The organism is Deltaproteobacteria bacterium (genome assembly GCA_016183175.1).
Classification (GTDB): Bacteria; UBA10199; UBA10199; order UBA10199; family SBBF01; genus JACPFC01.
Genome location: JACPFC010000104.1, coordinates 1 through 15058, shown reverse-complemented (window position 1 = coordinate 15058; position 15058 = coordinate 1). Strand labels below are relative to the sequence as shown.

At 53.4% G+C, this 15058-nt stretch carries 15 protein-coding genes; 9 read left to right on the top strand and 6 right to left on the bottom strand.

What is annotated here, in order from left to right; all coding sequences use genetic code 11:
• Positions 1–1744, top strand: a 1744-nt coding sequence (locus HYU99_10025) for a hypothetical protein (GenBank protein MBI2340679.1), incomplete at its 5' end; no start/stop codon positions are given.
• Here HYU99_10025 and HYU99_10020 read toward each other — a convergent pair.
• Both HYU99_10020 and HYU99_10015 read right to left on the bottom strand, forming a co-directional pair.
• A complete protein-coding gene (locus HYU99_10020; GenBank protein ID MBI2340678.1) occupies positions 1653–2132 on the bottom strand; it encodes a hypothetical protein in 480 nt (159 codons plus the stop codon). The genes HYU99_10025 and HYU99_10020 overlap by 92 nt on opposite strands.
• Positions 2133–2563: 431 nt before the next feature.
• Positions 2564–3313, bottom strand: coding sequence for a hypothetical protein (locus tag HYU99_10015; protein MBI2340677.1), 750 nt, complete (start codon positions 3311–3313; stop codon positions 2564–2566).
• A gap of 72 nt (positions 3314–3385) precedes the next feature.
• On the opposite strand from HYU99_10015, the gene HYU99_10010 reads away from it, so the two are divergent.
• Complete coding sequence (locus HYU99_10010; GenBank protein ID MBI2340676.1) at positions 3386–4648, top strand: efflux RND transporter periplasmic adaptor subunit; 1263 nt, start codon at positions 3386–3388, stop codon at positions 4646–4648.
• Here HYU99_10010 and HYU99_10005 read toward each other — a convergent pair.
• Positions 4608–5546 (bottom strand): homocysteine S-methyltransferase family protein, encoded by a 939-nt coding sequence (locus HYU99_10005; protein MBI2340675.1) that lies wholly within the window; start codon positions 5544–5546, stop codon positions 4608–4610. The genes HYU99_10010 and HYU99_10005 overlap by 41 nt on opposite strands.
• 179 nt (positions 5547–5725) lie before the next feature.
• Between HYU99_10005 and HYU99_10000 the strand changes: the two genes are divergently transcribed.
• Both HYU99_10000 and HYU99_09995 read left to right on the top strand, forming a co-directional pair.
• Positions 5726–5947 (top strand): hypothetical protein, encoded by a 222-nt coding sequence (locus tag HYU99_10000; protein MBI2340674.1) that lies wholly within the window; start codon positions 5726–5728, stop codon positions 5945–5947.
• Complete coding sequence (locus tag HYU99_09995) at positions 5898–6383, top strand: nucleotidyltransferase (GenBank protein ID MBI2340673.1); 486 nt, start codon at positions 5898–5900, stop codon at positions 6381–6383. The genes HYU99_10000 and HYU99_09995 overlap by 50 nt, the downstream gene beginning before the upstream one ends.
• Positions 6384–6445: 62 nt before the next feature.
• Here HYU99_09995 and HYU99_09990 read toward each other — a convergent pair whose 3' ends face one another.
• Positions 6446–6868, bottom strand: coding sequence for a hypothetical protein (locus HYU99_09990; protein MBI2340672.1), 423 nt, complete (start codon positions 6866–6868; stop codon positions 6446–6448).
• 19 nt (positions 6869–6887) lie between these two features.
• Complete coding sequence (locus HYU99_09985; GenBank protein ID MBI2340671.1) at positions 6888–7355, bottom strand: winged helix-turn-helix transcriptional regulator; 468 nt, start codon at positions 7353–7355, stop codon at positions 6888–6890.
• A gap of 313 nt (positions 7356–7668) precedes the next feature.
• On the opposite strand from HYU99_09985, the gene HYU99_09980 reads away from it, so the two are divergent.
• From HYU99_09980 to HYU99_09970, 3 genes are all read left to right on the top strand, one after another.
• On the top strand, positions 7669–8742 hold the full coding sequence (locus HYU99_09980) for a thiolase family protein (protein MBI2340670.1): 1074 nt from the start codon (positions 7669–7671) through the stop codon (positions 8740–8742).
• Positions 8739–11168, top strand: coding sequence for a 3-hydroxyacyl-CoA dehydrogenase/enoyl-CoA hydratase family protein (locus tag HYU99_09975; protein ID MBI2340669.1), 2430 nt, complete (start codon positions 8739–8741; stop codon positions 11166–11168). The genes HYU99_09980 and HYU99_09975 overlap by 4 nt, the downstream gene beginning before the upstream one ends.
• 81 nt (positions 11169–11249) lie before the next feature.
• Complete coding sequence (locus HYU99_09970; protein ID MBI2340668.1) at positions 11250–12320, top strand: thioredoxin domain-containing protein; 1071 nt, start codon at positions 11250–11252, stop codon at positions 12318–12320.
• Between the two features lie 176 nt (positions 12321–12496).
• Here HYU99_09970 and HYU99_09965 read toward each other — a convergent pair whose 3' ends face one another.
• A complete protein-coding gene (locus HYU99_09965) occupies positions 12497–12715 on the bottom strand; it encodes a hypothetical protein (protein ID MBI2340667.1) in 219 nt (72 codons plus the stop codon).
• A gap of 181 nt (positions 12716–12896) precedes the next feature.
• Here HYU99_09965 and ilvD point away from each other — a divergent pair, with 181 nt between their 5' ends.
• Together ilvD and HYU99_09955 are read left to right on the top strand one after the other, a co-directional pair.
• Positions 12897–14567 carry a dihydroxy-acid dehydratase gene (ilvD, locus tag HYU99_09960; GenBank protein ID MBI2340666.1) on the top strand — a complete coding sequence of 557 codons (1671 nt, stop codon included), beginning with the start codon at positions 12897–12899 and terminating at the stop codon, positions 14565–14567.
• Positions 14568–14683: 116 nt separating this feature from the next.
• Positions 14684–15058: prolipoprotein diacylglyceryl transferase (locus tag HYU99_09955; protein ID MBI2340665.1), on the top strand; the 375-nt coding region annotated here is incomplete at its 3' end.

The following is a 15058-nucleotide window of genomic DNA, read 5'->3' as shown; positions in this document are numbered from 1 at the left end:
GAGGGCCGCCTTGGACCCCGATTTTGTCACCGATGACGCCTCCGTCTGGCTTGAATTTTTCATTTCAACGCTCGTGGCGCTGGACAGGGATGCGTTCCGTCGGCGGGAAAAGCCAAAAGAGGGTTATCCCGTGGAAATGGATCGGGCAAAGCTGTTTATCGACTCTCTCCGGCTAAAACCGGGGACGGCCCTTTCCCTCTACGAGACGGAGTTTGAAGTGGCCTGCGATCACGCTTCGGAGGCCGACGAGGGGGCCCATGAGGGGGATAATCTCATTTCCGGCGTGGTCGATATCGGGAGTGGGGTGCTTCGAATGAAGATGGACAGCGTGGACAGGCTCCATATCGTTATGCCCGGGGAAAATGGCGACAATCTGGTGGACCTCATGCTCCGGGACGGGTCAATCGGCGAAATCGAGATGAGAAAGGACAACGGCGCGTCGATATTGAAAATTTCAGATATGAATTTTGCACGAGCAAATCTTGACGGCAAACTGTTCAAGGACAAGGTCAAGCTACAGGTGATCAGCAATTTACGGATGAACGAGATGGAAATCCGGGAAGGGGGGGTCGACGATGCCGACCAGACGGTTGTTTTCGCCGACTTCAACGCCGAGCTGGAAAAAGGTTACATCCGTTTCCAGAAAGGGGAGCGGAAGGCCCATTTTGACATGGGGCCCTCCCCCATTCATGTCAAATCGCTCTTTAAGTTTGACGAGGTGGTGCGGGATCAGCCGTCTGCCGGCGGGAAAAAGGATTCTCATCCCGGTCATCAGCCTCGTCGACAGACGGTTGATACCGTTCTTGCCTCCACCGAATTTGACATTACCTCCGATCGGCTGGCTTTTTCGCGGGTGAACCTTTCCCCCGGCATTGTCTTTGACCGTGCCGTGACGCATAACGCCCATATCGTTTTAAAGAACGGGCCGGGAGGGGAAGGGGAGGAGTTGAATCTCACCGGCAGGTTCGACTGGGAAATGGGCCAATCCTTTACGGTTCCGCTGGCCGAAGTGCGGTTGATCCCCCGTCTTACGCCGGAACTTACATTCGACTCGATGACCGTCAAGGGCCCGGGACAGCTCCTTTTTGAGGATGAGCGGGTTTTCTTTGGGACAATCAGGGAGGGTGAAAAAATCCCCATGGCGCTCAAGGAGGGAACGCTTCGGGTCGGCTATGCCGGCGCTCTGTCGATGAGACATGTGCCGTTGCCCTCCATGCCGGAATATGTCACCGACTTAAAAGGCCGTTTTCAGGGGTCGACCGAATATCGTACAGGCCGGTTCTTTCTGGACGAAAACGGGGTCATCCTGCCTTTGCACGTCGAAGAGATGTCGGCCGATGTGGTTTTTATCAGGTTTTTCGATCTCAACGGAAAAGTTTACGTCGAGTCCCCTTCGCCGGAGGGGGTTTCGGGGTGGTCTTTTGTGAACGGGAAGGGGCAGTTTTCGGCCGTGAGCGCGCGCATTAAAGAGGCGGGATGGGCCCAATATGAGGGAGCGCAGTTGCAACTCTATGACCAGGGCCCGCACCGGAATTCGGTGATGATGCAGGGAAATTTGGAGGTCCGCAACAAGGTATTTGTGTTTGACAATTTGGATCTGGAAGCCGATTTGTACGACGAGGTCAACGACGTCTGGATGCGAGGGATTAAAATTAAGAGTCAATCTTCTCCCCTTGCCACGCTTTTTGCGCTTCCTCCCACAGCGCTTGCCACGGGATATCGGAAAAGCTCCAGCGAAGAATAAGGTTTGTTCCTTCTTGGTTCAGCCTCGCGTTGATCAACAGGGGAACCAGATCGGAAACGGGATAGGGAATCTGCCCCCCCATAATCTGCCCCGCCTTCAGATATTCTTTCAGATACGTCGCCCTTTTTTCATCGGCGCATGCCAATGTGACAACCAGCTCCCATTCTTTTTCAAGTCGAATGACTGCCTCGATGTCGCGGATATCCGATTCAGGGCTTTCCGAAAGACGGACCTTCAGTAAAAGAGGGGTGTTGGCCGGCAGATTCTGTACGTCCAGGATCGATTTTTCGCTGGCCGATGTCCGGCTCTCGAGGAGAGGCAAAAAATCGGCCAATGGTTTGAGCGCCGTTTCGCGCGAAAAATATTCGGGATCAAAAAAGATCGCCATTTTCGCATCACCCGGGAGCCGGTAGAAAAGCCGTTTGAACAGCGGCTCTGCGGGGAGCGCCGGTGTCTCCGTGGGGGGCGAGGGGGCCTCGGGGGGAGAAAAACAGGAGAATTTGGAGCAGGAGGAGAGGCATATAAATAAGAGTAGAAACCGATAGCTCATTTTGTAACGATTCAGTTTCGGGTGAATGTCTTGAGGTTTCGTCGGCTGTTTGAGCGTGGCTATCAAATCGGGGGCTTTGCCGCTGGCGCCCCCGCACCCCCCGTTCGCTCGCGCGGAATAAATCCGTCGCTCGCTCACCGGCGAGCAAAGCGAGCGAGAGGGGGAGGCTCCATCCGGCTTTGCCGGTGGAGGGGGCGACGCGAGCCCCTGTGATAACCCGCGAGTTCCGACGAAACCGAAGGCAGACACACGAGACTGAATCGTTACAATTATTCCCATTTCTCCAACGCCTCCATCAAAAACCGCGCGATCGCCTTGTTTCCCTTTATTATTGCCGACCGGTATTTGGGAAGGGCCAGGAGAAGCCGCGGATGGGCCAGGGCGTTTCCCAAAAAATGCCTCCTTTTCAAATTCCCGTCATGGTCAAAGCTGGTTTCCGACAGTGCCGACAAATCCCACTCGAGAGGGTCCCATATGGCGCGGATCGAAAGGAAGGGGATTCCCGCTTTTTGGCATTCTTTGGCCAGGGGATAAGTTTCCATGTCCACGGCGATGGCGTCAAATTCCTCGCCCGCTTTTTTCTTAAGCGTCGGGGATGAAAGCACCTTGGCCGAGGTGAAAAAATTCCCCTCGAGAAAAGGGAAATTCAGCGATTGAAGAAGCGTTTTGGTTTTTTGAATCAAATCGGGCGATACCGCCACCGACTGCTTGTCCGGGTTGACAACGCAGGTTGGCAAGATAAGGTCCCCCTCTTTTAAACCTTCCTTAAGCGCCCCTGAAAGGCCGAAGTGAATGACCAACTGTGGCGGATTCACAAATGAGTGAAAAATGGTATGGGCCTTTCTTTCGGCAATTTCATATCCGACCCCGATCTGCCCCAGGAGGATTTCTTTTTTTGCGGTTTGGGCGCAATAAAAATTCAACCCGTGAAAGGTGTGGTCCTTTTCGAAATGGAGATGCTTTTTAAGTTCGCCCCATTCCGGTTTGGTGGCGCAGACGAGGAGCCATTTGGGGGGCATAGTTGTGAATTGTGAATTGTGAATTGATAATTGTCAACAAACAGCGTTTTTGCTTATACTCGTTTCACTCCAATGAAATTGCGTGACTTAAGTCTCCCCCTTCTTTTAGCCATCGGTTTTTCCCTTTCGGACCCTTGCGCCCCATCGAGCCGCGAGGAGGCCGATCAGCCAAAGCCGGAGGATCCCGTCTACGAGGTGAAGACCATCTATCCCCGGTTTGAGGAGTCGCCCCGGTATGTGGGCGCCGTGGGGACTTTTTTCGCCTCCGATAGGCTTAGTCTTGCGGCCGAGTTCGATGGAAACGTCGAGAAGGTTTACGTCGGCGAGGGGGATACAGTGAACGTCGGGGATCCCCTCTGTCTTTTCAAAAGCGAAAACCTGAACGCGGAGATAGAAAAGAAACAGGCGGAGCTCAAGGAGGCCGAGGCGCAACTTGAGCTCGACCGCCGGAATTTTGAATTGCGGACCGGCGAGCCGGCGCCTCCTCCCTTGGCCGAGCCGCTTGAGGAGCCGGAGCCGGTATTTGTGGATGAAGAAATGCCCGAAAAACCGGTTCCTCCCAGACCGGAAAACCAACCCCTTGGTCGGCCCCCCTCGCAGGCGGTGGATCTGGAGGCCAAAATCGAGCTGGATGAGGCCACTGTCGAACGGCTCGCCAAAGAGCTTGATTCGTTGGAGGAAAAACTCAAAAAGTTAACCGTCGGCGCATCCATTGCCGGGGTGATCGTCAAAAAGCAGATTACCGAGGGGGACATCGTCCGGGCCGGCAATTCCCTCTTCGAGATTGTCACCATCGACCCCATCACGTTCACCTTCGGCATCCCGCAGGAGGTGGCCTCGTATGTCGACAAGATGACTCTGGTTACGGCGTCCCCCCTCTCCGCACCCGACATGACCCTTACGGGGACGATTTTTTACATCAGCCCCGAAATCAATCCCACCACAAAAACCCTCGAGGTAAAGGCGCATCTACCCAACGACAAGGGACTGATAAAGGAAGGCCAGCAGGGAAAGGCGCTGGTGGCCACCCGCAAGGTTGAAAAGATCCTGATGGTTCAGCGGGAGGCGCTGGTGACGGAGGGAGACAAAAACTACGTGTATGTCGTTTTCGGCAACAAGGCGCACAAGACACCGGTGGAAATACGCGCCGAGCTGGGGCAGGGCAATGAAGTGGGTGTTGATGCCGACATCCGCATCGACGACGTCCTTGTCATATTCGGCGCGCAGAATTTAAAGGACAAAAGTTTCGTGAAGGTGGTTTCTGAACCGCCGCCCGAACCGGCGTTGAATACGATTACCAAACAGCCTGTTGGAAATTCGGCGACAGCGCCTTAGCCATTTGCCGAATTGTCTCCGGCGTTGTGCCGCAACAGCCGCCGATCAGGTTTGCCCCTTCGTCGATAAAGCGCTTTGCCCATTGGACAAATTCATCATCAGAATAACTCCCCCTCTCTCCCCCTCTTAATTTAAGAGGGGGATGGGGGGAGTTACAAATTGTATTTGGCTTTATTGAAATCGGCAACTGTGTCTGCTTCTGCATTTTTTTGAATACCGGATAAATCGATTCCGGTCCCTCCGAGCAATTAAGCCCGATGATGGTAGCACCGTTTTTTTCGAGGAAGGGGATAATCAAAAGCGGGTCTTCGTTCGAGGGGAGCAACCCTCTCTCGTTCACTGTCATGGAGACCATCAGAGGGGTCTTATCATTAATAATATAGGACTTGGCCGCTTTAACGGCGATTTCGGTTTCTTTTTGGTTCGTCATCGTTTCAAGCGCAATCAGATCAACGCCGGCTTGGGCAAGTACCTCGATCTGCTCGCGGTAATTTTCGGCATTTCCCGCCGGCCCCACACTCCCGGCCACCCATCCCTTGTCCCCGGCGGTCTCTCTCGCGAGTTGAACCGCCGTGTGATTGATTTCGCGAACAAATCCCCCCCCACCCCCCTTTTCCAAAGGGGGGAGCTTTTGTTTCCCCCCCTTTGACAAAGGGGGGCCAGGTGGGATTTTCGATGACTCGATATATTTCCGCGACGCCGTAAACGTATTCGTAAAAATCACTTCCGCCCCGGCAGACACATACTCTTGGTGAACCTTCTTCACCTCCTCCGGTCGCTCAAGTGTCCACAACGCGGAGGGCGTGCCAACGGGGAGCCCCCGGCTTTGCAATATCGTCCCCATCGCGCCGTCCATGAGGAGGATTTTTTCTTTCAGTTGTTCGAGAAGAGATTTCATGAGTGTTGGAACTACTAACGAAATACTAATTAAAACTAATTATCTACTAATGAAATACTAATAAATACTAACAGCGGCAACCGCTTTTCCACCCGGTTTTTAAAACGGTCCACCTGCCGCCTCTTATCTTGGATTGATAATTATCGGCGATGGGAGTATAGAATAAAACAGTGATGGAATTGTCCGGTTCAAAATCCGACAAGCGGCTACAGGACGAGGAATGGCTTCAAAAAGGAGTCGATATCTGGCTCATCCGCGACAATTTGAGCCTTTCTTTTGAGGGGCGCATCGCTCAACATCAAAACATGCTTCGTTTGATTGACGAACTGAAAGAAATCGGTTCCAAAAACCATGCAAGATCTTCAAGCCCTCCTCAAACTGCTGGTTCACAGCCCCATTGAATTTGTCCTTGTCGGCGGGTTCGCGGCCGTTTTGCACGGGTGCAATCAAACAACCCGCGATATTGATATCTGCATCGTCTACTCACCCGAACAAATCCGCCTGATACGGAACCTGCTTGGGCCGCATCATCCCCGACATCGGACGGAAACCGCAAAAAGGTCTTTTCTCGACACACCCGAGGATTTGTCGACAGTGCAAGATTATCATTTGATTACCGACTTGGGCCCCCTGGATATCATCAACCATGTTGAGGGAATCGGCGGTTATTATGATCTGCTGAAAAACAGCAAGGAAATTGAAATGTATGGGGGCACATGTCATCTTATTTCCATTGAAGACCTGATCAAAAGCAAAAAGGCGCTGGGCCGTCATAGAGACATGGTAACCGCCATGGAATTGGAGGCTATTCGCAAAGAGAAGCGGAACAAATTGTGATCGGTCCGGTTGACCCGATCCACAACCTTAACCCGTCCCAAAATCGGTTGCCACTTGGCGGCTTACTTTTTGTGAATGCTCTCAAGCCGTTCGATATCGGCTTTGTCCTGAAGCCGGTCGGTTTGTTTTGTCAAAACGAGGGTCTGATAATCGACGTATGGAATCTTGACGCCGTCAATGCGCGTTTTAAGGGCGGATTTGGCCGCAGTTTCATATTTGACTTTACAGGCAACAGTAAGGAGATCCACGCGGGGAATATCACCGATAATCGTCCATGGTTTTTTGGAGACTTCCCCGGCGTCAAGTTCTTTCGACATGCCGAAACCAAGCCCTTCAAGCCCTTTAAGCACCTTTGCCGTATTTTTAATATCTTTGGGAATCAGGAGATCGATATCCTGGGTCGCCCGTACCAAGCCGTGCAATGTCAAGGCATGACCGCCGATGACAAGGTATTTTGCCCCTTCTTTATTCAGGAGTTCGCACACCCGCAATAATCTCTCCCGTTCAGACAAGCCACGGGTTGGTTTGTTTTTTTCGCCAGGTTTCATATTCTTTAAGACTATCAAAAGTTTTCGCAAAAGGCCTGGGGCGTGGATAAGGGTTCAGGTGTTCACTTTCCCTTGTCAAAGACTCGGCCAGTTTGACTCTGTCGCGCAGGGAAAGATTTGTCCCATCGGCCGGATCGGGATGTTGAAAGAATGTCTCCCTGTCTTTCTCCAATTTTACCGACGCCAGAAATTTTCTAAGCGGTGTGTGATGGGGGTAATCGGGGTTCCATTGATAAACCCTGTTTTTACCCCCAAAGGCAGAGCGCAGGATATACCCTTTGGCAAGCCTTGCCAGTTGTTTTTGAACCATATTGAGCGAAATTTCCAATTCTCGGGCAATTTGAGCGGCATAGCCATGTTTCTGCCGGTGCAGATACAGGAGGATCTGCGCCGCTGTTTTGTTTCCAAACAAGGTTTGAAGCACACCTGATTCTTAGCAGATCCATTTTTAAAAATCAACCTATAAAATAGGTTTATATTTTGTCACTGCTCCGTCTCTGGCGGACCGGGAACCACCCGAGTTGTTACCAACGAGGCAACTGCTTTTCGATCCAGCTTTTAAATCGATCAACCTGTTTCAGAAACCAAGCTTGACAGGATGCGTCAACAATGGTTAGAAATGAATGGTCATTCATTTTATATTGTCAGGGTGTGCGTATGTACGTATGTGCGTAGGTCAAAATCAATTCAAGACATACGCACTTACGCACATCAAGACATAAGCACAAGGAGTCAATATGCGCGAAGCCGTAATCGTATCCGCCGTCCGATCCCCGATGGGGCGGGCCGGCAAGGGGAATTATCTCTGGACCCGCATCGACGATCTCGGCGGCGAGGTGGTCCGTGCCGCGGTCAGCCAGGTTTCCAAGCTCGACCTCGCGGGACTTCCCCTCACAACCGCGGCGGTCACGGTCAACCGCTTCTGCGGTTCTTCACTCGAAGCCATCAACACGGCGGCGCTCAACATCATGGCGGGAAACGGCGATGTGATTGTGGCGGCCGGCGCCGAGACAATGTCGCATGTGCCGATGGGGGGATTCAATCCTTCACTGAATGAAAAACTGATGCAGTCGCCGATGCCGGAGGCCTACATCTCCATGGGGATGACCGCCGAAAATCTGGCCAAAAAACATGGCATCGCCCGAAAGAATCAGGATGAATATTCCGCCAACTCTCACCGCAAGGCGCTCCGGGCGATGAAAGAAGGACTCTATAAAGAAATTGTTCTGGTAACGGCAACGACCAAAGAGGGAAAACAGGTGAAGGTTGATACCGACGAAGGGCCGCGTGAACCGGACATCAAAAAACTCTCCGAGTTGAAACCCGCCTTCAAAGAAGGGGGTTCGGTGACCGCCGGCAATTCCTCGCCGCTCACCGACGGAGCCGCCGCTTGCGTCCTCATGTCGGCCGAACGGGCGAAAGCGCTGGGGATCAAGCCGCTCGTTAAAATCAAAGCGATGGCGGTTGCCGGATGCGCCCCGGAGACAATGGGGGAAGGCCCGGCGTTTGCGATCCCCAAGGCGCTCAAACGGGCGGGGCTTAACCTCAAAGACATCGACATTCTCGAATGGAATGAGGCCTTTGCCGTTCAGACAATGACTGTGGCCAAAATGCTTGGCCTCGACTGGAACGACCCGCGGCTTAATCCCAAAGGGGGCGCGATTGCACTGGGCCATCCGCTCGGTTGCACCGGGGCCCGCATCATGTCGACCCTCATTCAGGATCTGGTCGGAACCAACAAAACCCTCGGGCTCGAAAGCATGTGCATCGGCGGGGGGCAGGGGATTGCGACGATTGTGGAGAGGTTATGATCAAAAAAGTTGCCGTGATCGGTTCGGGAATCATGGGGGCGGGAATTGCCGCCCATTTGGCCAATGCGGGCATTCCCTCCGTCCTTTTGGACATCGTCCCGAAATTCGCCGACGAAGACGCGAAGGCCGGCCTGAAAGAAACCGACAAAAAATTCCGTTCCAAGCTGGCCCTTCGGGCCATAACCGAGTTCATCGAAAAGTCCAAACCCTCCCTGATCTTCGACAAAAAAGACACCCGTCTCATCACTCCGGGCAACATGGAAGATGATCTTCCGAAAATCAAAGAATGCGACTGGATCGTCGAGGCGGTGACCGAGCGCCTCGACATCAAGCAGAAAGTTTTCGAAAATGTCGAAAAGAATATGCGCGCCGGCGCGGTTGTCAGCAGCAATACCTCCGGCCTGCCGCTGAAGTCGATGGCGGAAGGGCGCTCGTCCGCCTTCAAAAAGAATTTCATCATCACCCACTTTTTCAATCCGGTCCGCTACATGAAGCTGGTTGAAGTGGTCTCCGGCCCCGATAACGATCCGAAGGTGGTCGAGGGGATGGGGGACTTTCTGGAAAATGTTCTCGGCAAAGGGGTGGTGACGGCCAAAGACACCCCGAATTTTATCGGCAACCGGATCGGTATTTATGGATGGCTTAAACTATTGAAGGAAGCCATGGCCGACGGATTGACGGTTGAGGAGGTCGACAAAATTGCCGGTCCCGCCACCGGGCGCCCCAAATCGGCCGCCTTCCGCACCGCCGACATGGCCGGCATCGACACGATTGTCCATGTGGCCAAAAACACCTATGAGCTCTGCCCGGCAGACGAAGAGAGGGAGATTTTTAAAATTCCGCTTCTGCTCGAAAAGATCATCGAGAACAAATGGTTTGGGGACAAGACCGGCCAGGGGTTTTACAAGAAAACAAAATCGGCTGAAGGAAAAAAAGAAATCCTCTCGCTTGATCTCAAATCACTCGAATACAAACCGCAAATCAAAGTCCGCTATGATTCGCTGGGATTGGTGAAAGGGATCGACGATCCCGGCTGTCGGATCAGGACGATGGTGAATGCTCCGGATGCGGCGGGACAATTTGCCTGGAAGTTGACCCGCGACACGCTGGTTTATGCCGCCAATCGCATTCCCGAAATTGCCGACGATATTGTGAATGTCGACAACGCCATGAAATGGGGTTTCAACTGGGACCTCGGCCCCTTTGAAACGTGGGATCTTTTGGGGGTCAAAGAGGTTACGGAACGCCTGAAAAAAGAGGGGCGCGCGATTCCCAAACTGGCGTCTCGGGTGCTCGAAAAAGGCTCCGGCACTTTCTATAAAAAAGACAACGGCAAAAAACTCTATTTCGATGCCGCTTCATCCACCTACAAGGCAATCCCCACGCGCCCGAATCATCTGGTCATTCAGACCCTCAAGGAACAGAAGCGGGAACTCAAATCCAATGCGGGGGCTTCCATTATCGATCTTGGGGACGGCGTTTTGTGCGTGGAATTTCACACCAAGATGAACGCGATCGACGGCGACATCGGACAGATGTTGAACGATGCAATCGATCTTGTCGAGTCGGGGAACAATTATCAGGGGCTTGTCCTGTCAAACGATGGCCCGAATTTTTCGGCCGGTGCGAACCTGATGCTCCTCTGGCTTGAATCCCAGCAGAAAAACTGGAGTGCCATCGAAGGGCTGGTGAAAGGTTTTCAGGATGTCTGCATGCGGATGAAGCATTTTAAAAAGCCGGTTGTTGTGGCGCCCTTTGGTCTTGCGCTCGGTGGTGGCTGTGAGGTTTCAATGGCCTGTTATTCTGCGCGAATGTACGGCGAACTTTATATGGGATTGGTCGAGGTGGGGGCCGGCTTGATTCCTGGAGGCGGCGGGAACAAAATGTTGCTGTTGAATATCGAAGAGGCTCTCAAGGCCAAGGGGGCCAAAGGTTGGGCCGGGATCGAAGACGGCGGACCGTTTCCGAAAGTACAAAAAGTTTTTGAAACGGTTGCCTTTGCAAAGGTTTCGATGAGTTGCAAGGAGGCGGTCGGATACAACTACATGAAAAAATCCGACCGGATTTCCCTCTCCCGCGATTCCCTTCTCCATGACGCCAAGCAGGATGTCCTTGAATACGCCAAGGGCTATCAGGCTGTTCCTGTGAGGGAAGACATACTCGTGCCCGGTTCAGGCGGCAAACAGGCGCTTCTCTCGGGGGTGAAAGGTTTTCTCGCTCAGGGAGTCATCAGCGAGCATGATGCGCTAATCGCCGGCAAGCTCGCTCACGTCCTCACAGCCGGGGGTCTACCGACCCAGGGGTATGTTTCGGAACAGTATCTTTTGGATATTGAGCGCGAAGTCTTTCTCCAATTATGCGGCGAGGAAAAATCGCAGGCAAGAATGCAGGCATTGCTCATGACCGGCAAACCGTTGCGGAATTAAACCCTTCTTTAGTCCCTGCCGTTTAATCTTAATGACAAGTTGCGCCCGTTTTGCTAAATTTCTCGTTTAAAGGAGACCTGCATGAAACGCCTTTTCCTAGTTTCTTTCCTGGCCTTGGTTGCCGCGGGTTGTGAAAAAGCAACCCCCCCTCCTCCCTCTGTCCCTGCAACGGAGGCGGTCGCCCCGGTGCCGGCTCCGGCGCCACAATCCGCCCCGTCCGGCGTTCTGGCAACCGTCAACGGCGAGCCGATCACCGACGCCGAGGTGATCGAGCGGGTGAAAAACCAACTCCGCAAAATTGAATCGGAGATGTACGACATCAAAAAAGAGGGGCTCGATTCGATGATCGAGGAAAAATTGGTCGCCGTTGCGGCAAAGAAAAAGGGGATGTCGGCCGACGAGCTGATCAAGGCGGAGGTGGAAAAAAAGGTAGAAGAGCCCACCGAGGCCGAAATCACCGCCTTCTACAGCATCTACAAAAAGCGTTTCAAGGATGCCCCGCTGGAAAAGGTGAAGGATAAATTGATTACACAGATCAAAGCGACCAAAAGACAGGGGGCCTACAACAAATTCACCGAGGAACTTCGAAAGAACGCCAAGCTCGAAATCCTGATGGAACGGCCGCGCCTTGCGGTATCGGTGGATGACGACCCGTCGAAGGGAAAGGCGGGGGCCCCCGTGACGCTGATTGAATTTTCCGATTTCCAGTGCCCCTTTTGCAAGCGGGCGCGCGAGACGGTCAACAAGATTGTCGATACCTACGGGGACAAGGTGCATTATGTTTTCCGCGATTTTCCGCTCTCGTTCCACAAACAGGCCAAAAAGGCGGCCGAGGCGGCCGAGTGCGCCGACGACCAGAAAAAATACTGGGAGTACAACGCCCTTCTCTGGGAAAACCAGGGGGACCATGAGCCGGACAAGCTCAAGGACTACGCCAAAAAGCTGGGGTTGAACGAAAAGAAATTTTCCGACTGCCTCGAATCGGACAAATACGCCGAGGAGGTGGAAAAGGATCAGCGGGAGGGGGAGGCGGTGGGGGTTTCGGGGACGCCGGCCTATTTTATCAACGGCATCATGATCTCGGGGGCCCAGCCGTTTGAGCGGTTTCAGGAATTGATCGACGAGGAACTGGCGCTGGCGGGAAAGAAATAAATAACAGGATTTTCTCCGGCTCGGGAACTCTGTGACGCGCGGCAGTCAGCGGAAGCGATGATGAACCAATCAAGTAACCGATCGCTGTCCGTAAAACTTATCTAAGCTCAAGTTGCAAAGGGTCACAGTTAAAGCGAGCTGACGCCGGCGGAACGGAGTTCCCAAGCCGGAAGCAATTACACATTTTCCAGAGAATTCAAAAAACGCTGGATTTTGTCGCGGGCGCGGGCCTCTTCGAGAGGGAAATTGTTGTAGGCCTCCTTCAGATATTTCAGAAAAAGATCGAAATTGCCGTTGATTTTGAGAATGGCCGTGTCTGAAAGGAGCGGCCATTCTTTTTTGATGAACCCGCCGGCCTTTTCCCAGTGGGCTTGCAGTCGGTTGGGCATTGTCATATTGAGGGATAAGTAGTCAGGGACAAGGGAAAAGCCAAGAAGAAAAAAGCGAGCAATCTGGCTTTGCCAGTTGCGAGCGCGGGGTTTGGGGCCACCTGCCCGCCGGATTGGCAGGCGGGTTTGAGGCCCGAAATCTAACGATGCGAGTAGCATCACCCGGGCCGAAAGGGCCCCAAAAGTGATGGCCAAGTTAAACAAATACAGTTCGCGGATCACCGAGGATCGAAGCCAGCCCGCCTCGCAGGCGATGCTCTACGGTATCGGCCTCACGGAGGAAGATCTGAAAAAGCCGTTTGTCGGCATTGCCTCCACCGGCTACGAGGGGAACACCTGCAACATGCATTTGAACGATCTGGCAAAGGTCGTCAAAGAGGGGTGCTTTGATGCGGGACTTAACGGACTTGTCTTTCACACCATCGGCGTTTCCGACGGGATTTCCATGGGGACCGAGGGAATGAATTATTCCCTCCAGTCGCGCGAGATTATCGCCGACTCCATCGAGACGGTGATGGCGGCCCACTGGTATGATGCCAACATCTCGGTTGTGGGATGCGACAAAAACATGCCGGGGTCGGTCATTGCCATGGGACGACTCAATCGCCCCAGCATCATGGTCTACGGCGGGACCATCAGCCCGGGCCATTTTCACGATAAGGTGCTCGATATCGTTTCGGCCTTTGAAGGATTGGGCGAATTTGTCGCCGGGAAGATCGATGAAAAAGAATTAACCGGAATCCTCCAGCATGCCTGTCCCGGAGCCGGCGCCTGCGGCGGGATGTACACCGCCAACACCATGGCCTCCGCCATCGAAACCCTCGGCATGAGCCTCCCCTACAGCTCCTCGCATCCAGCAACCTCGCCAAAAAAATTGGAGGAGTGCCGCCGGGCGGGAGGCGCCATCCTGAATCTTTTGGAAAAGGACATAAAGCCCCGCGACATCATGACAAAAAAGGCGTTTGAAAACGCCATCGCTGTCGTCATGGCGTTGGGGGGATCGACTAATGCCGTTCTTCACCTGATTGCCATGGCCAAATCGGTTGGCGTGAGGCTGATGCTCAAGGATTTTCAGAGGATCAGCGACAAGACCCCCTATCTGGCCGATCTGAAACCATCGGGCAAATATGTGATGGAAGATCTTTGCAACATCGGCGGCGTTCCGGCCGTGCTGAAACTTCTGCTGAAGGAGGGATTCCTGCACGGCGATTGCATGACCTGCACCGGCGCGACCCTTGCCGAAAATCTGGAATCGCTCCCCGGATTAAAAGAGGGGCAAAAAATAATTTTCCCGGCGGACCGGCCGATTAAAAAAACGGGGCATATTCAGATTCTCCACGGCAACATCGCCCCGGAAGGGGCGGTGGCCAAGTTGACCGGCAAGGAGGGTCTTTTGTTTACCGGAAAAGCGCGCGTGTTCGATTGCGAGGAGGATGCCGTCAAGGCGCTGGAGGCCCGAAAGATCAAAAAAGGGGAGGTCATTGTCATCCGGTACGAAGGGCCAAAGGGGGGGCCCGGGATGAGCGAAATGCTCAAGGTGACCGCCGTCGTGATGGGCGTCGGACTTGGAAAAGATATTGCCCTGATTACTGACGGGCGCTTTTCCGGAGGGACGCACGGGTTTGTCGTCGGCCACATCACGCCGGAGGCTCAAGAAGGGGGGGTGATTGCGGTTATCAAGGACGGTGATGAAATCACCATCAATGCCGGCAGGCATGTGATCAATCTGAATCTGCCGAAGAAAATTGTCGCCGCCCGGCTCAAAAAATGGAAGGCGCCGCCTAAAGCGCGGAACGGAACCCTCGCGAAATATGCCAAGCTGGTATCGTCGGCGTCGGAAGGAGCTGTTACTGGGTAAATGTCAAATGTCAAAATCCAAAGTTCAAAGGAATGACAAATGTCCAATGACAAAACCCTTTGACATTGTATTTTTGATATTCCTTTGACATTTGAACTTTGACATTTGGTATTCTTATGTTCCCGATTCTCTTCCAATTCCCCAACTGGCTTCCCTTAATCGGCGGCCGGGCCTTGCACACCTACGGCCTCATGGTTGCCCTTGCCTTTCTGGCCGGAATGCTCTGGGTCCGGCACGAAGGAAAACGCACAGGCGTTGATCCCGAAAAAATGATGGACCTTTTTTTCTATATCGTGGTTTCCGCTATTGTCGGGTCGCGGCTTCTCTATGTCTTTGCCTCGGAGCCGCGCTGGTGGGAGAATCCGCTCGTTTTTTTCCGCGTCTGGGAAGGGGGGCTGGTTTTCTACGGCGGCCTGATCGGCGCGGTGCTGGTGAGCGTCTGGTACTGTCGGCGTCATCGGCTCAATTTTTTAACCGTCGCCGATATTTTT